Below are 26,864 nucleotides of genomic sequence, written 5' to 3' on the forward strand. Positions count from 1 at the left end.
ATCAGCGGCCTCCAGCCCGTGCGGGGGCGGTCACGGTCACGTCCGCGCCGGGCTGGATGCGAAGCTGCCCTTCCGTCACCACGACATCGCCGGGCTTCAGGCCCCGTTCGATCACTATGTCATTGCCGATTCGTCGCCCGGTGCGGACCGGAACGAACTCCGCCTTTCCGCCTTTCCGGGCATCCTTGCCGCGAATGACGATCACGCTGTCGCCCTGCGCCGATGTCTGGATAGCCGTCGCCGGAACGACGAGCGCACTTGTTTGGGGCGGCAGCACCAGCGAGGCGGTGACATACATGCCGGGGCGAAGCACCCGGTCGGGGTTGGGCAGGATCGCCTGTACGGTAATGTTGCGCGTGTCCTCGCCGATCCGGGGTTCGACCGCGTTCACGCGCGCGGTGAATGTCCGCTGCGGATAGGCATCGCTGGCAACCGTGACCGTGGCGCCCGGCTTGATCATCCCGAGGTTCTGCTGCGGCAGCGCGAATTCCACATAAAGGCGCGACAGGTCGGTCAGCGTGGCGATCGGATCGCCGGGATTGAGATACTGGCCGGGATTGACGCGGCGGATGCCGATCTGTCCGGCAAAGGGCGCGCGCACCTGCTTCTGGATCAGCCGGGCGTCGAGCTGGCGCACCGCCGCAAGCGCCTGATCCCGTTCCGCGCGGCGCTCTTCAAGCTGTTCGCGCGGTTCCGCGCCGCTCGGTGCAAGCTCTTCCGAGCGCACAACCTGCATGCGCGCGAAGGCAGCCCTTGCCCGCGCCGCGTCCCGGTCCGCCCGTTCCGGCCCGTCGAAAAGCTGAACAAGCAAGGCCCCGGCACCGACCTCTGCGCCCGAATCAAACCGGATTACCGAAACGCGACCGGCAACTTCGGCTGACAATTCGACTTCGCGCACGGCCCTGAGAGTGCCGATCGCTTCCAGGGACAGGGGAACGTTCCTTGGCTCCAGTTGCACGGCGGCCACGGGCAGCGGCGCTTGATGCCACTCCTGCGCCTGTCCCGCCTTGAGCATGCGCCAGACGAACAAGCCTCCCAGCACAAGGGCAAGGGCGAAGACCGTTGCAAGGATGGTGCGAAGGTGTGGGAGGCGCGCTTTCGTGCGCTCGATCAAGCTCATGTCGGCTCCGGTTTATGTCCGCGAGTTCGGACGGAATGGATGCTTGCGGAACAAGCCGACCTGCCTCATACAACCTCAACATTTGTTGAGGTCAAGGACTATTTATGTCTCCCGCGATGCCGCAGGCGCTGTCCGTTGGCGAAGTGGCGCGCCGCAGCGGCGTTCCCGTTTCGACGGTTCATTTCTACGAGAAGCAGGGTCTGATCGCGGGCTGGCGCACGGAAGGAAACCAGCGCCGTTATCACCGCTCCGTCCTGCGCCGGATCGCCATCATCCGCATTGCCCAGCGTGCCGGCATCCCGCTGGCGATCATCAAGGACGCGCTGGCCGATATGCCGCACGACCATGTTCCAACCGCGCGGGACTGGCGGAATTTCACCGATGCCTGGACCGGCATGCTCAACGAGCGGATCATGTCGCTGACTCAGCTTCGCGACCAGATCGTGAGCTGCATCGGCTGCGGCTGCCTGTCGCTTGAGGAATGTCCGCTACGCAATCCGATGGATGAACTGGGGCGGTCGGGACCGGGGCCGCGGCGACTGAATAATCGCTAGCCTGCGCTACCCTCGAGAGGGTGGGTAAATATTAATGGACAATTTGTGCTTAGAATTTTGCGCCCATCATCATTTCGTCAACGTCAGGCCGCCTCTCAGGTCCCTCTCGGCGGGTGGGCTGGTCGCGCGGACGTGCCTTGCGGCGGGCCTGATCCAACGCTGCGTCGCCATGTTCAAGCAGAAGCTCTTCGACTGCGAGCGACACCGCGTTCTCGAACCGGCGGGAGCGCTGCCAGCGAAGGCCGTGGAGCCACCGCTTCATCATGATCGGATCGAGCCGGAAAGGGGAAGAGTAAGGGTCATGTCCGCGGAAGCGACGTCTCGCTTGCGGCAGGCGCTGGAGCTGATGCCGGCGCATCCAGCTGGACGGCGATGCGGAGCGGCAGCAGCATGTCGCGCGGCGGCGCGGCCGCGAGCTGCTGGCCGACGATCAGCGCCTGCATATCGGCATTGGCCTCCGCATGGGTGAAGGCAGGATAGTCGATGCGTGAGATTTTGCCGTCGCGCTCGATCCAGACCTTGATGACCAGGGGCGCGGTTGCCGCGTCTGGTGCGGGTCGGGTCGCATCGAGATAGGCGCGCAGACCTGTCACCGGCTCGTTGTGCGCCTCGAGCCAACCGGTGATGGAGGTTGTCGCGAACTCGGCGTAGCGCACCCATTCGACCGGCGCGGCCGAAGGCGCGACACTCTGCGCCGCAACAGGCGTGGTCGAGGCGATCCCGGCGCCGACAAGGGCCGCAATCCAGCGTGTGACGCGGGACAAAGGTGAGGATTTGGAGGTAGACCGCATCAGCGCGCTCCCAGAAACATGAGGCCGACAAGCACTGCGGCTGCGACACTCACCATGCGATAGAAATGAAGCTCGAAAGCGCCGACCGGGCGGCTCCGCTTGACCGCCCGGACCCGCGCCCGGCGCTTTTGTTCGGCAACGCAATCAGCACGGATCGCCTGGACCCAGCCCGCTAACCCGCGAACGCCGGCGACCGGACCCTCAGACACCGGCGCCTCCGCCGGCGATGATGCGCGGCCGCCAGTCCCGGCTACCCCGAGGGATGCAGGCGCCGGGGATGGCGTTCATGTAGGAATCGACCATGGCCTCCGCCTCGCGGTAGAGGATTGCGATCGCGCCAAGGGCCAACAGGCTGGTGATGAGAACCCCCAGCATGAAGGCCGCAAGGGCAATCAGGATCGTCCCCATGGTCGCTTCCCTCTTTCCGGCCTATCGCTGCGCTGGCGCCTGGACGGCTGGCTGTTGCTGCGGCAGGCGCTCGCGTTCGAAGCTGATGGTCTGGATGCGGGCATCCAGCGCGCGCACGACGTCCGCTGTCAGATCGTTGGCGAAATTGCCGCCGAGCGCCGCGCCGCGATCGAACAGCAGGCCGCAATTCTTGGCTTGATAGACCTGGGCAATGACCGGCTGCGCTTCGGTCGCGATGCGCTCCAGCGCCTTGGCGCGGGTCGCGTCGATCTCACGGCTGGAATGGGCGGCCTGCGTTTGCAGCGCCTGCCAGTTGCGCGCCAAGGTTTCGCGGCGCTGACGGTTGGCCGCATTGTCGGGCTGACCTTCGAGTGCGCGTGCTTCGGTTTCCAGAGCCGGGCGCTGCCCGTCGATTTCGGCCTGAGCGGCGCGGGTCAGCTCGGCCAGACGCGCAGACGCGGCCTTGCCGACAGCGGCATTGGCGAAGATGGCTTCGCGCGAGAGCAGGCAGACACCGGGCACGACTGGGCCGCCAAGGGGCTGCGCGGCTGGGGCAGCGGCAGGTGCCTGTCCGCCACCGACCGTCTGCGCCCAGGCAGAGGCGCCTGTGAAGGCGGAAGCGAGAATAAGGGCGGAGAGGAGAAGAGGACGGCTGTTCATGATACGACTTTCCTGGACTTGTTGGACTTTGCCGGGGCGTCGGCCTCGGCAGTAGCGGGTTCGTTCGAAGCACCTGACGATGACGGTTCCGCGACGAGACGCAGCGCCTGCCGATCGACCAGCGCGCGGAAGCGGTCGAGCGAGGCCAGGTGATGATGCACGAGCGCAAGCAGGCCTTGCTTGTGCCAGGCAACGACCGTCTCATCATCGAGGCCTGCAAATTTCTGAGCGTCGACGATCAGGAAGTTATTGAGACCCAGCTTGCGGCCATCGGGCAGGGTCGCATCCGCCCGCCGGTCGACCAGCAGATCCTTTTCCTTCAGCGCATCCGTGAACAGCTTGGTCAGTTCCGCTTCCCGGCCGAACGCTGTGCAGAACTCCAGCGCCTGCTGCGTCAACGCGGAGGGCTTGCCGTCCTCGAACAGCGCCGTACCTTCAGTCCCGCCCTGGACGACCCGATCCGAACCGCTGTCGATCGACAGGGCAAAGCCGTCGGGCTCCTCGGTCCTGACGAAGGTGAAGGGATATCGGCGGACATAAGCGGGGATGTAGCAATCGCTCGCCCAGCGGCCGTCCTCGACGAAGAGATTGGTCGGCTCCAGGCCCAGCACGACGATCGGCTGCGCGGTGTCGCCGGCGAATAGGACCGGATAGCTACGTGCCGCCGCAACGATTTCGCTCGCCACGATCGGCAGGAATGGCGTTTCGGCCGCGAAGGACACATCGCCGGCCTTCAGGCGCCAGTCAGCGTGAACGGTCGAATGGAGCGGCTGCAAGGCCTTGTAGAAGAGCGGAAGCATGGGGGCAGCGGTCGAGGCCGCAGCATTGGCGTTGTCTGCCATGATTAAACAATCTCCGAATGAGGTAGTCCGGGACGGCGGCAGTGGACTGCCGCCGTCCCGGTGGGAGCGGGCCGACCATTCGGCCCAAACTGTTCGGCTTACTCGCCGAAGCCGAGGAAGCGGACGTTCAGGATCGTCGGGATCTCGGTCCGAACCTGCGGCCGCGCCCGCTCGGCCAGCTCCGCCGCCTGATTGGCGACGGCGCTGGAGGCCGAGGAGGCCGAGGTGAGCGCGCCGGTATTGACCGCCGCGACCACCGGGATGCCGGCGGCTTCGCCCTGCACCTTGATGTTGGCGGCGTTGAGCACCTGGAGCGCGGCGAGGTTGATGTTCCCCGACACGCGGATGCCCGCTTCGCCCGCATCGATCGTGCCCAAAGGCGCGATCAGGTCGATGTCACCGGCCGGCACCTCGGGAATCGGGTTCAGCGTGGCGATGCCCGCGCCGGACGAGGGCACCTGCGGGGCGAGGCGAACATTGCCATAGGCGTCATATGTGCGAAGTGGCGGGGTATACAGCACCGTGGTGTTCGCCCCGCGTCCGGCGTTGATGTCGCCCTCCTCGGACCAGCCGAGGATGCTGCCGCCATAGGTGGTCATGATGCGTGAGAGACCGAGCAGGAGCGATTGTTCGCTGAAGATGCGGATATCGCCACTGCCCTGCGTCATGACGCCGGCGGTCTTCTGGTCCTCGTCGGTCATCACATTCTGAACGCCGACGACGATCTGGCCGCCGGGCGCCATCATTTCGATGTCGCCGCCGAAGTTGGTGCGAACGCCCGAGCCGCGATACATGATGATATCGCCGCTGCGGTCGATGACATTGCCGTCTGCATCCTTGTCCGGGAACAAGGTAGCGACCGCGAGACGCCCGCGAAGATAGGAACCGAGGCGCGGGCCATCGGCGTCGTTATATTCGCGTCCGCCTTCACGCAGTTCCGAGAAATAGACCTGCCGCAGGAAGATGCGCTGTTGCTCCGGTGAGAGACCGTCGAACCGCTCCTGCACCTGTGTCAGTAAGCCGGACTGCGCTTCATTCAGCGACGCTGCGCCATCGGCATAGCCATAGTCGAACATATCGGTCGAGCGCAGCAGGGCCGAGAGATTGCCCTGGTTGGTCGCCGCATCCTTGAAGCCCAGGGCCGAAAGGCGCTCCCCGAGCTGTGCGGCGGGAAGCTTCACGCCATTCGCGTCGACCAGCCCATTAGCGGAGACGAATTCGGCAAATGAACCCTCAGCGACGTAGCCGTAACGGTCGAACAGCCAGGCGACGTAGCCGTAACGGTCGAACAGCCAGGCGGCGAGTTCGGCGTCATAGACCTTCACCAACTTGCCGACGCTCTCGACAATGCCCTCGTCGGTCACGCCATTCTGTTCGCCCAGAGGACGCGCCGGATCGGCCAGCCGAGACGGATCGAGATAGAAGTCCCGCACCGCATCCCAGTTCACGCCGGTCATGCCCGCTATCAACGCGATCGAGGCGCCATCGGACGTATCATCGGCCCGGATCGGCCCGATCGAGGTGAAGGAACCCCGATCCTCCTGGAGGATGTTGCGCCCCGCTGTGACCTCAAGCGTCCCCGGACCGGCAATGTCGAAGTTGCTGTAGATGATGTCCCGACCGGCCGAAATCACCGAAACATCAGTATCGTTGCTGTGGACGATGAGATTGGATGCGCCCACGGTGCCGCTTGCAACGATGTCACGCCCAGCAGTCATGCGCAGCGGGCCTCCGCCGACATACCAGTCCAACAAGGTGCGCCCACTTCCCGAATTAAAGCTGAGCATTTCACCACTGCCCAGGCCGACGATATCGCCCCCGACAGCATAGATTCGCACAGGAAGTCGATCAGCCCAGTTCGACGACGAGACGGCAGCTGAGTTGGGTCCGAAGGCGAAGAGCGAATATGTATCGTTCCACGTCTTGAGTTCGCCATTGTTGGTTGCGTCGATTGCCGAACCATCGAGCGAGAGGTTCATGGCGCGTTCGCTGTACCGGCCATCTTCGCGTCCGACAAATGCCGGGTTAAATGGTGTCGGCAGGAGCGTGTCGGTGAAAGACACGCTGATTACATGGCGCGACGCGAGGTTTGAGGAACGTGTCAGATCGCCACCATAAATGGACCCTGCTGCCAACAATGAGAGTTCGCCGGAAGGCGAGGGCGAGAGGCGGTCGCGGGTCACGAGATCATTCGTCATGCCTGCCGATGCGCCGAAATAGAGATCTCCGCCCATCGCCGTGACCCGCAGAATCGCCGGCCAGGTGTCGGCAATGTCGGCCGCGGCGATCAGTGTCTGGCTCGTTTCGATCCCATGCTTGCCCGGCGCGATGTCTCCGCCTGCCGACTGTAGATTGATGGCAGTGTGATCGGTCCAGAGGCTGAACCAGCTGTTGCCGCCGCCCCCATAGTTGACCCCATTCACCGTGAAGGGCTGCGTATTGAGACCGATGCTGCGTGTGGCGTCGCCTGCGCCGGCAATCACCTGGTCGCCAAGGGTCCGCACCGTAAAGACTGAATCGCCCGGCACCAGTGTGACACCCGATAGCGCCTCCGCCTTCGTGGTCTCGAACGGATCGGTGCCGCGCGGATCGAGCGGATTAGGAAGAGACATTGAGCGATAGCCGGCCTGTACGGCGCCGATCGAATCGGCATCAACACTGGTCGATCCCCGCAGGTTGACAATGCTGCCACCGAGGCTGGCTTTGGCATTGGCGGCATCACCTTCGACATAAGGATTGAGCGCCCCGCCGATCCTTATGACCATGTCACCGCCCCCGGTGAGCCTCAGCGTGCCGTCCGCTGCCACACGACCGGTCGAACCAACAGCCAGAACAAGGCCTTCGCTACGACTATCACCATAGTTAAATGAAGTGTTTTCACCGCCACGCTTGGCCGTGCGGCCCGCATCTCCGCCAATACGAACTGTCAGATTGCCTCCGCCAAGCGTGCCGAAGCCGGTAAAGCCGGTTATTGCCGGGTTCGCAATGCTGCTGCCATTTGCCGAGGAAACATAGGTGCCGAAGTTGATCCACCATGCCGTCGGGATCTTTTCATCCGTGACGGCGCCACCCGAACCCTGCCGCCACAACCAGTTGCCGGCGACCGCACTCGATTGATAGCTCTGCCCGTTCTCCAGCATGCGGAAACCCAGGATATCACCGACTAGATCGCCGCCGGCCGTGATCGCCAGATTGCCCCCACCGTCAGGATACCAGGCATGATAACTGGCAAGGGTGGCCGAATAATCTGTATCGCCGCCAAGCACCACGCCAGTTGGCAAGGTTCCACGCCGAAGGTCGTAGCCATCGCCCGGATCGGTCGCCGTGCCGGCAGTATAGATTCCATAGAGCGAGGACATGCGGATGTCCCCCGCCGCCGTCAGCGACAGATCGCCCGTACCCGTTCGGATCACGCTGATACCCGGCGCGACATAATCATATCCCGTCCAAACCTTCGGCCCACCGCCTTCCTGAACGAGGCACAAATCAGGGAAGGGAGCGCACCAGGCTGCTTGTTCATCTTCTGACACGGGCTCGCCCGCAGGCATTCCCAGCCAGTTGTCAGGCGCCCAGACAATCTGGTCGCCGCCTGTCTGTTTCACGGCGCACAATGTCGAATCATATTCGCACCATGACGCTTCCTCTTCCGAAACCGGCGTGCCGGGCTCATAGCCTAGCCAGTTGCCGTCCGCCCAGACGAGTATCTCGCCACCGACTTCCTGCATGGCGCACAATGTCGAGTCATACTCGCACCATGATGCCTCCTCTTCCGAAACCGGCGTGCCCGGTTCGTAGCCCAGCCAGTTACCTTCTGCCCATACGAGTATCTCGCTGCCCGTGCTACTGAACGTCGGCGTACCACTATAGTGGGTGTCTGCCAGCCGAATCGTCCCGACCGAGGCCGGATCGAGCGCCTTGCGATCAGCCGAGGCGACATCTGCCCCAGCAACGAGTTGGAAGCTCCAGCTGCTGGTGCCCGAAGCCAGCATCGGGGCCACGGCCCAATTGCGATTGATGAATCCCTGATCGGATGGACGGAGGTTGATACCAAGATCATCGACAAGTTGAACGTCCGTCATTGACGGGATGAGGGCCCCACGTGGCAAAGTGATCCGTTCGTTCGTCACCATTTCGACCGGCAAGGGCGCGCCCTTGGGCCAGATCAAGGCATCCACCGCTGCGCTGCTGGAGAGCGCAGTGCCCGCGCCCAGCTTCATCCCCGGCGTCAACGTCACCATATTGTCGAGCACCATCCCCGCAGAATAAGCCACCGATCCATCGGCATTATAGATGTTGGCGGATAGGGCAGATCCGGCCCCGAGCGTGAGCTGTCCAGTCAGCGCCACGTCGACCGGCAGCACCGTGCCGGCGGGAAGAGTGAGAGCGCCAACGGGCACGTCATAATTCAGCGTCGCTTCCCGCGGGAAAGTCGTTCCCGTATCCAGCACGACACCGTCGATCGGAATGATGATATCCCCACCAAAGGGAGTGAGGCCGCCGACGAGTCCGTTAGGACCTTTGGTTTCCGTGAGCACCCATCCATCGTCATCAGCCGTGGCGGCGGGTGGCGCGAAACCGTCAGTGATGCTGCCTAGGATGTTGAGGTCGCCGGCGGCCCGCAGCACCAGTACGCCCGGCTCGCCGAAACCGCGCAGCGCCGGATCGATCCGGTTGGCTTCCGGTCCGTAACGATAGCCCGACATATCGAGGTCGCCGAGCACCGTCAGCGTTCCTGAAGGATTGACCGCTGCATTGCTCACGATCTCAACACCAGGGCGCAGATGATATTGTCCCAGCCCCGCCAGGCGAGCGGAAAGCGCTGCATTGCCCAACGCCAAATTGATGAAGGTGGTGCTGTCGAGGTCAATCCGGTCGAGATAAGCCTGGGTGACAAGCTGGGGCCGTTCGCCGGAAACGTCCGGCAGATCGGCCAGCGGCGCATCGTCATAAGTGCGGAAGGCATTGACGGCGATCGACTTGGCGCCTTGGATGTCTACCATGCCGCCCACGTCTATTGCGACGTCGTCCGTTGCCGTGCGCTGCGCGTTCAAGTCGAGCGAGCCCCGTGCTGCGCCATCGTTCTGGCCAGGCACATCGGTACCGGCACGCAGGTCAATCCGCGCGCTGTCGCCGAGGACCAGCGTACCCGCCGTGCTGGAGAGATCGACAACCGCGCGGTTGGGGCTATCGATAATCTGACCATAGCTATCTACGCGAAGACCCGTGCCATGGGCATCGAGCGCGCCGTTGACGACGAGATCGCCAATGGCCGCAAGACGGATTGCGCCGACCCCCTGACCGCTGGCATCAATCGTCCCCTCGATGGTAAGGCTGCCACCATCGAGCACAATCTGAACATCTTGCGCCTTCACGCCGTCACCCACGGTGAGGTCACCTTGTCGGATGCGAAAGCGCCTTGCTCCGAAAACCTCGCCTGCGTTAAGCTGGGTGTTTAGCTCTCCGAAATCCGCAAGGGACTGCGCCTGGACCGCCAACTCCGCTCCGTTGTAGGCGATTTCGGAGCCTCCGGCATCGGCCCTGCCCGTAGCGGAACCGAGAATCGTACTCGCCAGATCGACATGTCCGGCACCTGTGCCAAGTGCGGTGACACTTATCGTGCCCGCGCGATTGTTGACGGCGGACAGGTCAATGATCGAACCGGCGCTGGCAGAGATATTGCCGCCCGTGCTTTCCATCAGAAGATCGCCGCCCCAACTATACTGCGTGACGTCAACCATCTCGACCGCTCGACCCGAAAGATCGATGCGAGCCAGGTCGCCGAGCACGAGGTCGCCGCTTGCCGACAGCGTGAGCTTTCCCGATGGCAGGATCACCGCGCTGTCAATCGAAAGGTTGCGACCGTAAATCGCCAGCTGCGCCCCCAGCGCATCGCTGGCGACCTCACCCGCCACGCCCTCCGGCGCCATCACGCTCACGTCGCCGCCTGCCCTCACGGTGAGCATCGATCCGGCTTCCCCGGTCAGCACAGGAGCAGTGACGACAAGGTTGCCGCCCTGATAATCCCAGCCCTTACCGGTCACATAGTCGCCGCGTGTTTCATAGACCGAAAGCATGCTTTTGCCGCTGCTGACAATACGCTCGGCTGCTGTGAGGTTGACTTGCCCGAAGCCGAGCACAAGCCGCTCATCGATACCCGTGGAAGATTGGGTGTTCGCCCCATGACCGAAGAGGATCGAGTTCGCCCGGATATCAAGCATGCCCTTACCCAGCAGACCGGCGACCGGAGCGCCTGCCTCACCGTCCGTGCCGGTCCAGATGAATTCGCCCGCGTGGATCGTCGCGACATCGCTATCGGCGCCATAACCAAAGATAGCAGGCGTGCCGAACACGAGTTGATCGAGCGACGAGGCATCAAGGTCAACCGCGCCATAGACATTGACCGCTCTTGTTGCATTGAGCTCCAGCATCTCGACCGCCGGCGCGTGCGTCGCGTTATTCCCCGCCAGGATCTCGGCAAGGCGGGTCTGGTTGAGTTCCAGCCCATCCGGCAACTGTCCGCTTGCCTCGGCTGCCGCCAGCGCCGCACTCTCTCCCAGATTTACCGAGGATACGCCCAGTACCAGCCTGCGCGTACCATATGCCACCTTCTTCTCGATGGTGAGCACGCGATTGGTCGCAAGAGCGATGGTCCCTTCGGACAGGAGTTGCGTCGTCCGGTCGCAAGCATCGGTCACGCATGCTCCAACATTAACGTAGAGGCCATCGGGAGAATTGGGATTTTCTTCCTGAAGGAACAGATTGAACCACCCGTTGGAGAGGGCCAGCACGCCGAGGCCGCCGAAAATATAGCCGTCGTCGGAATCATAGCTGGATTCACCCATGCCAATGGTGCTGAGAGTGGCCCCTTCCTCGATCGTCAACGTGCCCCCGTCATTACCCATGGACTTTGAACCGGCCATAATAATGTCGGCGGCGGAGATCGCCGCGCCGCTGCGGATGGTTAGCGAACCCTCGCCATTCACAGTGACGTAGCGGCCGCTCTTGCCATACAGACTGGACAGCGTGGCATTGAGGATGAGGCGCGGCGCTTCGAGCGCACTTAGCGCGCCCGCATCAACCGACGCGGAATCCAGCCCCGCCGATGCTTGCGCGCCGGTCGCCACGACCTCGCCGATGCCACGCACCTGCACCGCGCCAGCGTAGCCTTCGCTATCCTTCGCAGCCGCAAGATTCACGTCGCCCAGCACTCGCAGCGCCAAGCCGTCCGCGCTGTCGGTGCCGCGGGTGAACGCAAGATCCAATGTCCCGCCATCGGAAGTCATCATCGCGCGCGGCATGCCCAGTCGGGCGGCATCGGCCGCGACGAAGGCGTTGTAGCCCATCTCGTTGTAGCCGGAATGCGCGCGTACAGCGTCCGCGGAAGTCAATGTCACCCGTCTAGGCAGGGTATCCCGTATCGCGGTATTGGCGATGCCGAGTGTACCCTGCGTCAGATAAGAGCCGTTGCCGATCGCATTGACACCCGAATAGCCGCTGGTCATTCCCGCACCGATCTCAACACGGAAGGCGCCTGGCAGCAGCGCGTAACTGGATGGCATCAGCGTGTATGTGCCGGCAGCGAGACCGGGTACGCTCTCAAGGATTGTGATCTGTTGCCCAACCACCGGATTCCCATACCCAGCATCGGGCGCGACGGGAGCGTAGGAAGACCTGCTTGAAGGAACTATCGCGTAAACGGCATTGCCACTCGCGCTCGCGCCATAGCCTGGGTTGGCATTGATCAGCGCGGTCTTGAGGATATCCACCGATCCGCCCCGTCCGCTCATGAAGCCGGCGCCGGCAAGATCCCCACCGCCCGAAAGATCGAGCAGCGCTCCGCTTTGCACATCGAGACGAGCGGACTTCACTTCGAGGCCATGACCCCAGTCCGTACCGCTGATGGCGGTGAGTGCAACGGGCGAACCATTGTAGTCATATTCGATGCCGTCGACAGTTCCGCCATAAGGCATCGTCAGTCCGGCGGCACTGATCGAGGTCTCACTGCCTGGAAGCAGGTTGACCAAGGACGTGACTTGTCTGTTGAAGGTCGAACCGATCGTAATCAATCCGAAGGGCGCGCGCACCACGCCGCCCTGATTGATGGTTTCGGCACCCAAGGCTAGCATGCCAAAAGCGGAATAGGGCATTTCGGCAATACTGTCGTCGTAGCGGAGGATCGTTAAACTGCTACCTGCCCGAAAAGCCTCACCCTCTCCCTGATAGCCACTCATGATTCTGCCGCCGACACCCGTTGCCGGATATATTTGCGCTGCTGTGAGGGTAATGTCGCCCGAGGAAGACAGTTCCGTAGTGGCATTGGTCGGCAATCCGCGCCCCGGCGTGCCTGCAAGCATCCGCAGGTCGCCGCGGCTGGTGAGATCGATCTGCGCGAAGCCGCGCCGATCCAATATCTCACCGGTCGATTGATCGGCAGTGCGGGCGCCGAAGCCTACCCGATCGCGCACATCGATCAAATCGGCTACGACCGAGAACAGCGCGTTCGTTGGCGCCTGCGATATGCCGTCGCCCCAGTGAAGCGAAGGCATCTCATAATGCTCAGGACCTATGCGCGTCGTGCCGGCCAGGCGCAGGTAAGGAGTCGCAATGGATACCCGGCTATCCTCTGCGGCGGCGACCGTCAGCGCATATGTGCCCGCATAAAAACGAGCGCTCTGGCCCAACGAGAGTGTGACGCTACCGTCAAACGACAGCGCGCCGTTCACCAACAGCGAGACGTTGTCGAAACCGCCAGCCTCGATCCTGTCGGCTCCGAAATATCCGGTCCCCGCGACAAGGTCACCATGAACTCCATTGACGCCGAAACCTTCAGGAAGCAGGCTTTCGCCCTGCTCCTGCGACAGTATGAATTCACGCGGTCGGAGCAGGTCCGCATACGCTTCCCCCACACGATAGGCCGCCGATTCCAGCGCAAGGCCAAGCGTTCCGCCCGCAGCGCCTTTACCGCCGGCCTCGGCCTTCACAGTGCCGTCCAGATAGAGCCCGACATTGGATTTGGCGACAATCGTACCGCCGTCACTGACAACCTGCGTCGTAATAGAGGGCATACCCATCGTAGAAGGAAGGTCGAGTGTCGCCTGCGTACCGGAGGCATCGAGTAGCGCACCAGTTTCGATGACGATGAACGCATCCGCAGCCTTGGCCGAGCCGGTGTCCTCCCAATCAAGGCCGCCACCGAGGGCGATCGTTCCCCCATCCGCAACAATGCCGTAACGGCGCCCCAGCCTGTCCACGGCGGTAGCAGAGCGGGCGGCGACATCGATCACAGCTTCGCTGCCGATACGAATCAGGCCCGGTTCGGGAGAACCGTAGCCATCAGAAACGGCTGTCGCCAGGCGAGGAACATCCAGCGTAACATTGCCTCCCCAAGCGTAAAGGCCGCCATCGACCGCAATATTTTTGCCTAGCAACGTGATGGATTGGCCAGGATCGACATTTATCGCAGCTTGGCGTCCAATGAGAATTCCGCCAATAGCCTCATCGCTTCCAGCCGGCGCTCCCAGCGTGGCGGAGATAGTCAGGCTTGCTCCCCCCCGCCGGGTCAAAACGCCATCTACCGGATTTTCCAAATAGGTGGGTGGCGTCCAAAGGTCGAGCGCTTCGGACAGCGGCGCGCCGGTAGCCGCATCCGGCGCGAATTCGCCAAAAAGCAACACCGGCATGACTACGGACAGATCCGTGCCATCGGCCACTGTCACGCTCTTGCGTCCGACTAACTCGTAACTAGCGAAACCGGTCTGAAAGATCGCAGTATCGACTTGTGTGCCGCCCTGTTCATCGGCCGCGCCAACAGTGAACGTCTTGCCGGTTTCGAGATGTAGCGTGCCGCCGCCCAGCACGCCGACGCCACGTATTTCCCCGTCGAGCAGGAGCGTGCCATCCGGCGCAACAATAGCATTATAGCCATCCGCAACGAGCGAAACGTCACCGCCGGCTCCGCCCCTTGTATCATTCTGGGCGAGGATCGCTCCACCAGATGAAACATCTATCAGGCTGCCTTCCGCCAGAGCCAGATCATGGGTAGAGGCCAGGGTGACTTTGCCGCCATCGAGATAACCCAGCTTTCCAGTGTCGGAAGCATTGAGGGCGGTATTGACCCACAGGCCGGTGAGATCGAGCGTTACGCCTTCACCGACCGCGATAAGCGAGCCCCCATTCCCATCCAGGAGAACCTGTGCGCTGCTTCCATAGTGATTGCTTGCCCGGTTGGTCGCATTGATCGAGCCACTATGGGCGGTGACGTCCGCATTGAAGTCAATCGTTGGCGCAACCAGCTTTAGCGCCCCGCCATCGGCCAGTGTCAGGGGATTGTCGATGGCGATCACGCCGGTTGTTTCGATGTTGAGACCGCCGAGACCAGCCTGATTGAGCAGGCCTGCGTCGAGCCAGGCGGTGCCGTTCCGCTCTTCAGGCAGTGCGTCCCCCGTCGCGAGATGCTTAGCGATGCTCGCAACATCCGCGATCTTCACCTCCACTGAATAGGGGTTGGTGTTACTCACCAACAGGTCATAGCGCCCTAAAGCCAGCGACCCCGGCTGCGCGCGGGTATGCTGCGCCACATCATAGCCATCGGTGATGCCATCGGCGCGCGCATTGACCTGCCGCTCGCCCTCGATCACCTCGGCGATGATATCGCCTTCCATGATGGCGGTCGGCGTCGAGAGAATGAGCTGGCCCGCGTCGCGCCCGACCGTATAGCCATCACTCCAGCGCCGCACGCTGCGCGCGCCCGATATCGGGTGGGACCAGACCTGGGTGTATTGTTCGCCCCAGCGCGAATGCTCGCGCACGAAGGCATCGCCCCAGGCGACCATCTTCATGCCGGCCGGCGCATTGGCGAGATCATAGAGCTTGCCGTCTGCGCCCAGCACACGGGTCGAAAGCACCCAACCGGCCTGGTAGTCGAGGCTGCCGCCGGATATGTCGAAGGTCGCGCCGCGCTGCGCCACCACCTCATTGGCAGCGAGCGTGATCGTGCCGCCGATCGCCGCCCATTCACCGATGCCATGGGCCATATTGTTCAGATGACCACCCACCTCGAGCAGGCCGCCCTTAGTGTACCAGCGATCGCCTTCATAGCCGCCGGTGCCGTCCGGAAGCAGAACCAGGTCGCGCACATCGATCCAGACGTCGGTGCTACGCAGATTGGCGTTCTCGCGGTTCTCCGGCGAATCCCGCAGCTCATTACCCTGAATGTTCACAAGGATGGAGTTGGACTCCATGTCGAGGGCGATGCCCTGAACGCCCGAGACGTCGATCAGCGCCCCGTCCTCGGCGGTGATGCGTCCAGCCGCCTGCACCGCGACCTGACCACCCTGGGCGCTGGTCTGCGATCGGCCTTCGAACACGACGTCACCGCCGGTGACAATTTCGATGCGCGACTGGTCCAGGCGATCGGCGAGCAGCGAGCGATCGTCAAACCCGCCATTGGTGGTTGTATAGCGATTGGTATTGGCGGTCTCGCTCTGTTCGATCAGCGAGTCCCGCTGGCCGTTGAGCGCGGTATCCTCACTATCCAGCTCCGGCAGGATGATCGTGAGACCTTCGCCGGACCCCACCACCTTGCCGTCGACATCGCTCAGTTCCCAGCCGCTGGCGAGCGTCACCGAGCCCTCGGCGTCGCTCACGCTGTTCAGCAGATGGATCGTGCCGCGCTGGTTGACGCCGGTGGTCGCAACGAGAACGCCTTCCTGCCGGATCGTGCGGCCAGCCAGCGTGATGTCGCCCTGGGCAGCTTCGATCAGGCCGCGGTTGATGACTGTCCCGCTGGTGGACTCGGCATCGATCAGCCCGCGCACCTCATTGCCGCGTGTCGTCGAATATTGGTTCTCCTCGGTGCCGTAGCCCCGACGGATGATGAAATCATCGCCGGCCGACAGCAGGGTCTGGCCCTTTGCCGTGACGATGCTGCCTTCGTTGGTGACCTCGGTTCCCATGAGCATGACATAGCCGCCGCCCTGGGTGGCGCTGGCAGGCGCATGGGTGGTGATCTGCGCTCCGGCCTCGATCGTGATCGCGCCGCCCGCATCGCGGAAGGAGGGCAGATAGTTGGCGCCGGAGAGCTGCGAATAGATGCCGCGATTGGTGTCGAGGAAATCGCTGTCGAGAATATTGGCCGATGAGGCGATCAGATTGCGAACATTGACCACGGACGTGCCGCCGAACAGCACGCCGTTCTGGTTGAGGATCAGCACCGTGCCGGGCGCGGTGAGCGTGCCGTGGATCTGCGAGGGGCTGGCGTCGCGCACGCGGTTGAGCACGACGGCGTCGGCGCCATAGGCCTGGTTGAACACCAGATCGGTTTCACGGCCGATATTGAAGCTGTCCCAGGTGAGGATGGCGCGCTGCTGGTCCTGATCGACCGTGACCGTGGTGCGCCCGTCCTGGCCAGCGCTCTCAACCGGATCATTGGCGCCTTGCCACAGAGTGGGATCGATCTCGATGCCGGGCGCCTGCCGAAGCCCGCCCTGGCCGATGCCGTTGGGGATAGTGTTGATGGCGTTCTGCGCGGCGATACGTGCCTGCACCTGCGCGTCGTTCATCTGGGCGCGGGTCTGCGCCGCGCGGCGCATCGCCTCGACTGCCCGCTGGGTGGCGCTGTTGCGCTCGGTCACGCGCTGCGCTTCGGCCTGCGCGACGCGGGCGGCCGCTGCCGCCGGATTGCCGCCGCCACGGCCCTGGCCGATGCGGTTCGATTGCGCCTCGGCGGCGCCGGCGAGCAGAAGGGAGCCGATCGAAGCGCCGATGAGCAGACGCGTGCGAAGCGAGTGGTTGGTGTTCGTCATTGTTTTGGCTCCAGCATCGTTGCGGCAGGCGTGGCGGCCGCATGTTCTTGAATGTCGCGAGAGGTCGGGATGGCCGCGCCGGGCGGGCCGTCACCGAGCAGGAAGGCGGCGAGAAAGAAGGCCAGCACCCATGGGACGGTGCGGCCAAGCTCCTCAGCAAGAATTGCGCGGGTCATCAGCGCGGTCCCCGTGTCGTGGGCGGACGGCTGTTCGGCCGCTCCGGATGGACCGACCGGCCCAGCGCATCACCCATGCGCAGCCGGGTTGCGGCCTGATGGGCGACGCCGACCTGAACATCGGGCGAGCCGGCGCCCGGCGTCGGCGCTTCAAGCCCGGCGCGGCTTTCAGCCTGGGCGGCGCGCGCCGCCTCCTGAAGACGGCCCGTCGCGCAATCGAGATGCCCGGCGCGTGTGCCGGCGATATCGACGATCACACAGGGCTGCGGGCCGGAGCCGCTGATACGCTGCGGCGCGGGCGCGCGCACTTCGGCCGGATCGAGTTCGATCGCCAGCGGGGGCGCCTCGGCGCTCGTCTCGGCCGTCTGGGCAAGCGCGCTGCCGGCGAGAAACAGGGTGGCGAAAGACGCCAGCGCAAGCGAGGCTCGCCCGATGAAGAGCGTGTCGGGCGAGCCCGCCGTCACTGCGCGGCGCAGGAACTGGCGTGAACCAGTGCGCGGGTTCGGGAAAAGGGTGAGCGGGCGCTGACCGATGGCCAGCGCCGCTCCCGCCGCACGGGCCGGCCGTTGGCATAGCCGGTCCATGACGGCCTCCTGCACCGCAACCTGGTCCTGTCCGTCTTTGGGGGAACCGGACCGGATCAGGCGAGTAGCGGCGCCGGAGATCTGGAAAAGGTGCGTCAACGCCCGGTCCCGCCCGTTGAGGGGGCCGGACGGAACCGGACGATTGCGATGGCCGGCGCCGTGGGAGCGGAGCGCAGTCGAGACAATCAGGAGCGTTGACGTGGACATGTCGGCCTCAGAACCGCGTCATGAGGTCGATGAAGCCGCGATCGACGCTGAACGGCGCAGACGCGATTTCTTCAGCCGACAGCCAGCGGAAGCCGAGGATGGTGTTCCTGGCGATCGCGTAATTGCCGCCGATCTGCCAGCCGCGATTGTTGGTGCCGCCGATGTGGAAGTCGCTGTCGGCAAACGCGTCGACCACCGCGTCGCTTTCGAGGCGGCGATAGGCGACCCAGGCGTTCCAGTCGCCGCGCTTCGCCTGCCAGTCGCCGGCGAGATTGAGGTTCATCACCGAACCCACGGTCAGGCGGGCCTGCCAGCCGGTATCGCCGCCGTCGTAGCCACCGTTATAGGTGTCACCATTGGGGCCGAGATTGTTCCAGGCGACGGCGGAGATCACATCACGGTCCCAGCCGAGATTCTTGACGAAATCGCCTTCGAGCCGGACGCCGAAGCGTTCATTGGCGCGGTATTCGGCCTGGGCGCGGATGTGGAGCAGCTCGAACTTGGACGCGAGCCCGAAATACTGATTATCCGGTTCCAGTTCGGGATTGGGCGAGCCGGTATAAAGCGGATCGCGCAGCGCCATCATCGTATTGCCATGCTGCTGGAAGGCCGGACGCAGGGCGTCGGTCGAACAGACCAGCTCGGTCCAGTAGCAGGGCTCGGACAGACGCCCGGCGATATTGTCGAAATGATAATAGCCGCCGGCGAGCTTCACATTGAGCTGTTCGGTCGGGTTGAACTCGACCCCGGCCTGCGCCGCGAACAGATAGCGATCCTCGCTCTTGAACGGCCGCCCGGTGCCGATCTCGCCGCCCGTTTCCGGATCGATGATCGTGGGCGCATTGCGGGTCCCGAAGTTAAGATCGGTGTTGAACACGGGGAAGGCGCCGAGCGTGCCGAACAGACGCACGCCATTCGCAACAGCGCCCTGGCCGGAGATCGCGACGCCGTCGAAGTTCATGTCGTTGTCGAAGACGAGATCCGACGTCCACAGCGGATTGGCGAAGCGGCCGAACTCGAGCGCGACATTCTCGGTCGGCGCGAGGCGGATCGAGGCACGGTCGAGCCAGAGATGATATTTGCCGCTGCCGTCGGCGCCCATCGTCTGGTTGGTCGAGACTGGCGAGCTGCTCGCACCCGTCGCGAGGCGGATATCGGCGGTGATCCAGTCGGTGATCTGGGCCTTGACGCCGAGACGCGCGCGCAGGCGGAAGCGCTGGCGATCCTCCAGCGTGTTCAGGAACGGCGCATCGATATAGCCGGTCGAGCTGGCGTTGACGTTCTGCGGCTGTCCGCCGTTGATCGCGCCATAGTCCCAGAAGATGTCGCCATTGGCGTCGTCATAGCGGCGCGCTTCGCCGCGCACCCGCACATCGCCATAAAGCTGGATGCGGCGCGTCCATTCCGGCGTCTCACCGGGACGTGCCCAGCCTTCGGCCTGCGCCTGGGTGCCAAGCTCGGCGCGGACATGCTGGGCGATCTGCTCGCGCACCACCGGCGAGACATAGGTCACGGTCTGGGTGCCGTCAGCGGCGACACCGGGCTGCGGGAGCGGCGCCGGCGCCTGGGCCCGCGCCTGGACGGTTGCGGCCCGAGCATTGCTGATCATCCGATCGGCCTGTTCGCGGGTGATGATATTCTCGGCCACCATCTGCTCGATGAGCTGACGCGGATCGATGCCCGCATCGTCCTGCGCGAACGCCGGCGAGCCGAGAAGCGCAGCGCCAGCGGACGCCGCCAAAAGCAGAGATTTAAGGCGGCCTGTCTGGCCGGGAACCTTCGTCATTATGTCTATCCCCTTCGAGAGAGTGGTCACTGGGTGCTGCGCGGACATGCGATCAGCCTCCCGAGCGGCTGTTGATTTCGAGGCGCATGACCGGGAGCCCTGCCGGCGGCGGCGGGCAGGTCGTTCCCGAAAGCACCTCACGGATGCGCGCGGCGCGGCGGTCATCAACCCCGCTGACGCGGGCGTCGGCGATCCGCCCATTGGCGGCCATGGTGACGGCAAGCTCGGCCCTATAGCGGCCGCGTGTCAGTTCACGGTCAGCCTGGGCGGCCCGCTGGATGCAGCTCTGCGCCTGCGCGGCATAGGCCCCGAACGGATTGCCGCCGCCGGGGCGGCCACCGATGCGGGTGCCTGATCCGTCTCCGCGCGCCAGCCCGTAATTGCTCGGGCCCGCGCCTTCGCGCGCCGTCAGCGCATTGTCGCCGGGCGCTGGATCATTGCTGGCGTCGGGCGGCGGCGGCGTATCGAGCGGCTGCTCGATCGGCGGCGCGATGGTCGGCTCCGGCGGCTGCTCGACCTGCTGCGGTTCGGGCGGCGGCGGAGGGGGCGGTGGCGGCGGCAGGATCACCTGCGTCGTCCGCATTTCATTGGGACGATCGGAGACGGTCTGCTTGCCCAGGAAATTATAGCCGATCACAAGCGCCAGACCGACGCCGACCACCACCAGCACGCGTCCGAAGGTGATGGGCGATGTCTTGCGGCGGCCCCGGGGCCCATTGGGGCTTCCGGGGGCGATCAATGCGCCTGCGGCCATGATCGCCTCCCTAGGTCGTCAGCCGGACGATCGAGATCGCCGCAAGCGTCAAGAGGATCGCCAGCGCCAGCAGAAACCAGGGCCGCCGATTGCGACGACGAAAGTGGCTTCGGGAGCGTTTGACACGCATGGTCCATCATTCCCTCCGCCTCAGTTCGCGCTCGGCGGGCGCGTGGACGCCATGCCAAGGCTGGGGACGCCGACCTTCGAGCAAAGGTCGAGGACCTGCATGACCTTGTCGTACTGGACGGCGCGGTCACCGCGCAGGATCACCGCCAAGTCCGGCGTCGTGGCGATCGAGGAGCGCAACTGGCTCTCCAGTTCGGCCATCGAGACGGGGATGGCGTCGATCGACACGGTCCCGTCGTTCGATACCGCGATGACCCGGCTCTTCTGCGCCTCGAGCGTCTTGGCCGAGGAGGCGGATGGGAGGTCCACCTTGATCCCCTGGACTGCCGCCGTCGTCATCAGGATGAAGATGATCAGCAGCACCAGCACCACGTCGACGAACGGGGTGATGTTGATTTCATTATACGGCTTCTTGCCGCCACCGACCTGCATACCCATGGCCTGATCTCCTTAAGTTGGGGTCAGGCCGCTTTGGCGGGGACGGGTGCGGGAGCCGGCGTGTCCTGCCAGGTCTCGGCGATGCGCTTCTCCAGCTCGTCCACGAAGATGTCGTGGTCGGCGGTGAGTTCTTCGATCCGGCTGAGCAGATAGTTGTAGCCGAACAGCGCCGGGATCGCGACGGCAAGGCCCGCCACGGTGGCGAGCAGCGCGGCGGCGATACCCGGCGCGATGGCGTTGATGTTGACCTCACCGGCAGCGGCAACGCTCGCGAAGGTGATCATGACGCCCAGCACCGTGCCGAGCAGGCCGATGAAGGGGCCGCCCGAGATGGCGATGGTCAGCAGCACCAGCTTCGAGTTGAGCTTTTGGCTTTCGCGGACGCGTCCGGCGTCGAGGGCCGAGCGGATCGCCGCGATCGACTGGGCGCGGATCGCAAAGCGAGAGCCGGTGGCCTTGCCTTCACGCAGGCGCTCGGTGAGCTCGCGGCGCCCGATATTGTAGAGACGACCGAGCGTGGACTCCGCGGCGGCATTGCCCGGATCGAACGCCGGGAGGCCATCATGATCGCCTGCGCGCCGCGAAAGCTGGCTATAGGCGTCGATAAAGGCCTCGTTCGCGCTGCGGACGCGGCTGATCAGCAAGCCCTTGGTGATCATGATCGCAATGGCGATCGCGAGCATGAAGGCGCAGATGATGATGACGATCCAGGCGTCGAGCGTCAGCGCCGAGAAGAGAATGCCGAAATGGTTGTGGCCGCCGCCGGTCTCGACCTGCTGGGGCGTATCGGTCGTCACCAGACGCGAGGCCTGGCCTTCACTGGCGGCGGCGAGCTGGAACAGGCTCTGCGGCAGAGCCGCGCCGGCCACGCGGAATTCGTCGATCTCGCCGGTGAAGCCCTGACCGATGACGGCGGCGCCGGTCGCAGCCGCGAGCGCGCCCGCCACTTCGCCCGCAGGCTGGCCATTGATGTAGAGGGTCGATTTGGCGCCGTCGTTCACCAGCGCGACATTGGCCCAGCTATCGGCCGCCAGAGCGCCGCCATTGCTGCGCGTCCCATTGGCGTCGATGAACAGCTGGCCGCCTTCCGCGACGAGGCTCACCGCACCCGGCAGGCTGAAGATCGCGCCATCGCCCGAGGGTTTTACCCAGAAGCTGATGGAAAGCGGGCCGGAAGCGAAGGCGGACGCGGGCAGCGTCACCGGGTTCGCGCCATCGAGAATGAGGCTCGATCCGATCAGGCCGCCCGCGTTCCGCGCTTCTCCGCCAGTGGCGTGGGCGCCATTGGCGGTGGCGTCCCGAGGAGCTCCCTCGTTGTCGAAGTGATAGACAAGGCGATAGTCGGCGCTGAAGGTGCCGGCTGCATCCTGCGCAGCCGCCGCGCTTTCATTGCCATAATAGGCATAGATCGCGGACGCCTGACCCGGCTGAAGTCCCTGGACATCAACCCAGACCAGCGCCTGCTCGTCCTGCGGCGACCAGCGCTCGATGTGGAACTTGAGCGGCGTGCGATCGTCGCCAGCGACAAAGCGCAGGTCGGAACCGTCCGCCTTCACATCCTTGAAGCTGAAATTGCCCGAGTGCAGGCGAACCAGCACCGGCGCGCGCGTGACTTCGCCGGTGATGCCGGCGGCGTCGACGTTGAGATTGATCCTGGTGCGATAGCTGTAATCGGCCTCCCACCAGGCATGAGCCGGAGCGGCGAATGCGACAGTCGCGGCCAGCGCGACGCCACCGGCAACCGCACCCTTTTTGAGACGTGCAATAACGGACATGATTAGAATTCCCCCTGGATGCGGAAGCGAACGAAGATGTCGCCGGACTCGGATTCCGAACCCGACCTGAGCGGAACACCGGCGTTGATCGCGCCGGTCAGATGGTTGAAGAGCTTGAGCCGTGCGCCGAGGCCGGCGCTGGAAAGCCAGGTGTTGCGGGTCGCAAGCTGGCTTTCGAGCGGCTGGTGGATGCCGACATAGCCACTGTCGATAAAGGCGTGGAACCGCAGCTCATTGATGAGCTCGCTGCCGAGCATCCGGCCTAAATCCGGCGAGCGCAGTTCGGTCTGATAGGCAAAGCCATAATCACCGATCGCCTCGGACTCATAATAGCCGCGCACGCTCGACATGCCGCCGAGCGAGAAGCCTTCGTTCGAGATCAGCGGATCGGGCGACCATTGGCCGGAGAACCGCGCGTTGAGCTGAAGATCGGGTCCGAACGTCCGCGTGGTCTCCGCGTCGAGCTTCAAGGCGATGAAGCTCTGGCGGGCCATGTAACGCTTGGCGTCGAAGCGCTCCCAGGGATCGCCGAGACCGCGGATGCCGAAGGTGCCCGAAACGGTGATATTGCTGTTCGAGCGATCGCCCGCCCAGTCGCCGCGCCAGCTCGCCATGACCGGGAAATATTCGATCGGGGCGGACGCACGGTCGGAACCGAGGATCACATCCTCCTTAAAGTCCTTCCAGTCGAAACCGAGCGTCAGCGAATGATAAAAGCCCTCGCTGGACCCGAGCGACTGGATCAGCCGGGCGCCGATCATGTTGCCCTTGCCGACGACATTGGTCCCGCCGACCACCGCGATGTCGCTGTCGGAATGGACCCCATAGAGCAGGAGCTGCGTGCCTTGCCCCAACCGCATCAGATAATTGCCGGACAAGACGGTGCCGTCGTCGGTGCGCTCGGGGGCGGTCTGAGCGGACAGACTTAGGGAATCCCCGCGTCCCCACATATTGTCGTAGCGGATTGTCGCGGACGCCCGCAGATCGGTCGTGGCCGATGAACTGAAATTGTTGAGCTCCGCAGAGGCATGGAACGGCGAGCTTTCCTCGACCTTGAGGACGACATCGAGCGTTCCGGGCGCTTCGCCGGCACGTAGTTCCGGCGTGACGCGGCGATTGGGATTGCTGTTGAGCGCGACGACATCGCGCTGGAAGGCGGTCAGGTTGGGCGTCTGGCCCGGCGCGACCGAGGGCGCCATCGCGCGCAGAGCATCGGCGCGTCCCGTGTCGCCTTCGACGAGCAGCTGGCCGATGGCCTGTTGCTGAACAGCCAGTTGCAGAACCCCGCCGTCGACGGATTGTTCAGGCACATAGACAGAGACCGCCACATAGCCGGCATCCTCATAGGCTTTCTGCAAAGCCGCCCGTGCGGCCTCCACATCGGCCTCACTTCGTCCCGGCCCCATGAAGGGCAGGATCGCCCGCTCGACATCGTCAGGCGCAAGGACGGTGTTGCCCTTCACCTGAAACGCCATGATGTCGAACTGAGCGCCTGCATCGGCGGGCGCGCCCGTGGCGTCGCCGGCCACACCGTCCTGGGCGAATGCCGGGGCTGCGATCAGGCCTATGGCGACGGCAAGCGCGACATGGCTCACAGCGCGACGCCGGTGATCTTTTTCAAACCTCAAAACCTGTACCCCCTGCCGGAAGCGCCGCCACGGCTTGGAGCCGAACGGCGATCGGTCGCTGTCGTCCCATGGCTGGCGCACGCAAAGATTCGTGCTGCATTGCAGCGCCAGTTGTCGATGCGCTCTTAAGAAGGGATGCGGGAGAGTCTCAAGACATAACGCATGAACAAATGCGTTTCGTCTCGCCTAGGTCGTTTAGTATGTAAGTTGTGTTACAGGGATCGCTGGTATACGTATTATCGTAATGCCACAGGCGAATCACTTGATAGTAATTTATGTCGAATAATATTGTATTTTTACTTCATTGCAGCAGAAATTGCGCCCTGACTATTCGTCGGGACGCTGAAGAGAATATTGTCTCCCAGGGGCGGGAGGAAGGTTCAGTCGCGCATGGCGCGAAAGGCCCGCGCGCGGGTCTTGCTCGGCGTTTCTCCAAAGTGACGTTGATAGGTCCGGCTCATCACGCCTGGCGCGCCGAAGCCGGCGGCGAGCGCGATGTCGCTGATAGATCGGCTTTCGGTCACGCTTTCGAGGCGGGCTCTCACCCACTCGATGCGGATTTGCTGAACGAGCTGGGTAACGGTGTTTCCAAGGCAGGTTCGGAAGTTCCGGCGCAAGGTGCCAGGCGTCACGCCCACCATCGGCGCCAAATCGTTGATCGTCCAACTGTGCTGCGGGTTGGCGCGGATATGCTCGACGGCCCGCTGCACCGAGCGCGCGACGGGAAAGAGCGTGTCAGCAGCCGCATCCTCGCGCAACCGCTTCACCAGTCCATCAAGCGTGCGCTGCTCGAGCACGCGATCGTCCTGGCCGGGCTCCGCCGCAACCGAAGCGCGCGGCAGTTGGGCGCCCAGATCGTCGAGAGACCAGCCGAACAGATGATCGATCGCCGCGAGACGGCGCGGACTGCCAAGCACGCGCGAGGCGGCCGACTGGATGGCGGCGCGCGGAATATGCAGGAAGAGCGCGCTCGAACCGGCGGCGCAGACAACGGCCGTCCGTGTAATGGCGCCAAGGAGCAGCGCCGAACCAGCGCTGAGCGTCTGCGCTTTCCCCTCCGTCACCACCACGGCCGTCCCGGTGATCGGCATGACGATGTGGACGGTCGCGTCGGTGGAGGAGAGCGCAACAACGCGCTGGCGCGGAAAAGCCCGATAATCGAAGTCGAGCGGACCGAGCTTGAAGCGTTGCCGCAAGACCGCCGGGCGTGCCGCTTCACGGACGGCAACCGCGTGACGATGGGGCGCGACTGCACGCACGGATGGCAAGGCGATCGCCCTGTTATCCGCGTCATGCGTCTCCAATCTGATGGCCATATTCGGGTTCATGGTCATGGTCCTCGACTGGAAGACCAATCTCGCGACATCGAACGAAAGACTTTTTTCGCTTCGAGGCATTTTTCTTCAGCCCGGCATCGCGAAAGAATTCTGCCGCCCGGCCAGCTGTCACGAAGACGCGATAATTTCTGCCTACGGGCTGAGCATTTGAATGACAGTGGGATGACAGACGCACGATGAGTCGGGAGGTCTCGACACGACTGATAGGCTGGCTCGCCTCGCTCTCCATGCACGCTGCCATGGGGGCTGCTCTCTTATGGGCCTGGGATAAGGGCACGCCTGTTCGCGACGTCGCCGGCGGCGATCGCGGTTCGGTACTGATCGTCGAACTCATCCCCCTTGATCCCGCGGACGGACGCGCTCGCGACGACAGGCCCCAGCGCGGCGAGATGGCGGAGGCTCTGTCGCAACCACGCCCCCCGGAGGCGTCCGGCCTGACCGGAGATCCTGACCCGTTGCCGCGCGCTGCCGGGCCTGAGCCAGATGGGATGCGCGCCAGTGCCGAGGCGCAGGGCGACGCACAGGATCTGGCCAATCTCCCGACCGCCGATGTCCTCGCTTATCGCCGGCGACTAGAGGCTCATCTGGCGCGTTACCGCCTCTATCCCGCCGGTGCGCGCGATGCAGGCCGCGAGGGCGTGGTCATGCTGCACTTCACCATGTCGCGTGAGGGGCGAGTGATCGAGGCCTGGGTTGGAGAAAGCTCCGGCGCCACCGACATCGACCGGGAAGCGGTGGCCGCGGTCATGCGCGCGCAGCCCCTCCCGGCTTTCCCGGAAGGCTGGCCCGGCCAGCTCAGCGTCGTCCTCCCGGTGACCTTCAGGCTCGGATGACAAGGGTTGCGCGCATCCCTTTCATTGCAGTCAGGCGAA

The 26,864-nt window shown here is 64.1% G+C and carries 16 protein-coding genes; 2 read left to right on the plus strand and 14 right to left on the minus strand.

The genetic code is table 11. From position 1 onward, the window contains the following. Nucleotide 1: 1 nt before the first annotated feature. Complete coding sequence (locus G432_RS18720) at nucleotides 2-1,120, minus strand: efflux RND transporter periplasmic adaptor subunit (protein WP_015460391.1); 1,119 nt, start codon at nucleotides 1,118-1,120, stop codon at nucleotides 2-4. A 104-nt stretch (nucleotides 1,121-1,224) separates the two neighbouring features. On the opposite strand from G432_RS18720, the gene soxR reads away from it, so the two are divergent. Beyond that, nucleotides 1,225-1,674: a redox-sensitive transcriptional activator SoxR gene (gene soxR / locus G432_RS18725; RefSeq protein ID WP_015460392.1), complete on the plus strand. Its 450-nt coding sequence runs from the start codon at nucleotides 1,225-1,227 to the stop codon at nucleotides 1,672-1,674. A 299-nt stretch (nucleotides 1,675-1,973) separates the two neighbouring features. Here the strand turns inward: soxR and G432_RS18735 are convergent, their stop codons facing one another. The 13 genes from G432_RS18735 to G432_RS18790 form a co-directional block, all read right to left on the minus strand. Next, complete coding sequence (locus G432_RS18735; RefSeq protein ID WP_015460394.1) at nucleotides 1,974-2,465, minus strand: hypothetical protein; 492 nt, start codon at nucleotides 2,463-2,465, stop codon at nucleotides 1,974-1,976. Between the two features lie 201 nt (nucleotides 2,466-2,666). Then, complete coding sequence (locus G432_RS18740; protein WP_015460395.1) at nucleotides 2,667-2,873, minus strand: hypothetical protein; 207 nt, start codon at nucleotides 2,871-2,873, stop codon at nucleotides 2,667-2,669. A 21-nt stretch (nucleotides 2,874-2,894) separates the two neighbouring features. Further along, entirely contained in the window at nucleotides 2,895-3,533 is a 639-nt protein-coding gene (locus G432_RS18745) for an OmpH family outer membrane protein (protein WP_015460396.1), read from the minus strand. Further along, the gene (locus G432_RS18750) at nucleotides 3,530-4,375 is read right to left on the minus strand and encodes a SapC family protein (RefSeq protein WP_015460397.1); all 846 of its coding nucleotides are present in this window, start codon (nucleotides 4,373-4,375) and stop codon (nucleotides 3,530-3,532) included. The genes G432_RS18745 and G432_RS18750 overlap by 4 nt, the downstream gene beginning before the upstream one ends. 98 nt (nucleotides 4,376-4,473) lie before the next feature. Beyond that, nucleotides 4,474-17,178: a filamentous haemagglutinin family protein gene (locus G432_RS18755; RefSeq protein WP_015460398.1), complete on the minus strand. Its 12,705-nt coding sequence runs from the start codon at nucleotides 17,176-17,178 to the stop codon at nucleotides 4,474-4,476. Beyond that, entirely contained in the window at nucleotides 17,175-17,354 is a 180-nt protein-coding gene (locus G432_RS23420) for a hypothetical protein (protein ID WP_070933758.1), read from the minus strand. The genes G432_RS18755 and G432_RS23420 overlap by 4 nt, the downstream gene beginning before the upstream one ends. Further along, complete coding sequence (locus G432_RS18760; RefSeq protein ID WP_144062083.1) at nucleotides 17,354-17,938, minus strand: hypothetical protein; 585 nt, start codon at nucleotides 17,936-17,938, stop codon at nucleotides 17,354-17,356. Before G432_RS18760 ends, G432_RS23420 begins: the two co-directional genes overlap by 1 nt. 214 nt (nucleotides 17,939-18,152) lie before the next feature. Further along, nucleotides 18,153-19,931, minus strand: coding sequence for a putative porin (locus G432_RS18765; protein ID WP_015460400.1), 1,779 nt, complete (start codon nucleotides 19,929-19,931; stop codon nucleotides 18,153-18,155). Nucleotides 19,932-19,983: 52 nt separating this feature from the next. Further along, nucleotides 19,984-20,685, minus strand: a complete 702-nt coding sequence (locus G432_RS18770) for a cell envelope integrity protein TolA (protein WP_015460401.1) — start codon at nucleotides 20,683-20,685, stop codon at nucleotides 19,984-19,986. A 150-nt stretch (nucleotides 20,686-20,835) separates the two neighbouring features. Next, complete coding sequence (locus G432_RS18775; RefSeq protein WP_015460402.1) at nucleotides 20,836-21,252, minus strand: ExbD/TolR family protein; 417 nt, start codon at nucleotides 21,250-21,252, stop codon at nucleotides 20,836-20,838. Nucleotides 21,253-21,275: 23 nt separating this feature from the next. After that, complete coding sequence (locus G432_RS18780) at nucleotides 21,276-23,027, minus strand: DUF2341 domain-containing protein (protein WP_015460403.1); 1,752 nt, start codon at nucleotides 23,025-23,027, stop codon at nucleotides 21,276-21,278. Nucleotides 23,028-23,029: 2 nt separating this feature from the next. Next, a complete protein-coding gene (locus tag G432_RS18785; protein WP_015460404.1) occupies nucleotides 23,030-24,622 on the minus strand; it encodes a ShlB/FhaC/HecB family hemolysin secretion/activation protein in 1,593 nt (530 codons plus the stop codon). A gap of 413 nt (nucleotides 24,623-25,035) precedes the next feature. Then, nucleotides 25,036-25,983 (minus strand): helix-turn-helix domain-containing protein, encoded by a 948-nt coding sequence (locus G432_RS18790; RefSeq protein ID WP_187294014.1) that lies wholly within the window; start codon nucleotides 25,981-25,983, stop codon nucleotides 25,036-25,038. Between the two features lie 185 nt (nucleotides 25,984-26,168). On the opposite strand from G432_RS18790, the gene G432_RS22210 reads away from it, so the two are divergent. Next, nucleotides 26,169-26,825, plus strand: coding sequence for an energy transducer TonB family protein (locus G432_RS22210; RefSeq protein ID WP_015460406.1), 657 nt, complete (start codon nucleotides 26,169-26,171; stop codon nucleotides 26,823-26,825). The last annotated feature ends 39 nt before the right edge of the window (nucleotides 26,826-26,864 follow it).

Origin of the sequence: Sphingomonas sp. MM-1 (assembly GCF_000347675.2) — a bacterium.
In the GTDB taxonomy this organism is placed as follows: domain Bacteria; phylum Pseudomonadota; class Alphaproteobacteria; order Sphingomonadales; family Sphingomonadaceae; genus Sphingomonas_E; species Sphingomonas_E fennica.